The following is a 235-nucleotide window of genomic DNA, read 5'->3' as shown; positions in this document are numbered from 1 at the left end:
GCGCCGACTCAGCATCAACAAGTGCCTCAGAGTCAGCAAGCACATCCGCATCTGAGTCAGAATCAACAAGTGCATCAGCTTCAGCAAGCACATCGGCATCTGACTCAGCGTCAACAAGTGCATCAGCCTCAGCAAGCACATCGGCATCTGAATCAGCGTCAACAAGTGCGTCAGCATCAGCAAGCACAACAGCATCTGAGTCAGCATCCACAAGTGCGTCAGCATCAGCGAGGAC

At 53.2% G+C, this 235-nt stretch carries 1 protein-coding gene; it reads right to left on the bottom strand.

Features of this window, described 5'->3' with window-relative positions; translation table 11 throughout:
• Positions 1-235: hypothetical protein (locus N8M09_RS11115; protein ID WP_261065253.1), on the bottom strand; the 235-nt coding region annotated here is incomplete at both ends.

It is taken from the genome of Streptococcus mitis (assembly GCF_946190375.1).
Classification (GTDB): domain Bacteria; phylum Bacillota; class Bacilli; order Lactobacillales; family Streptococcaceae; genus Streptococcus; species Streptococcus mitis_CJ.
This window is presented reverse-complemented; position numbering and strand designations above follow the sequence as displayed.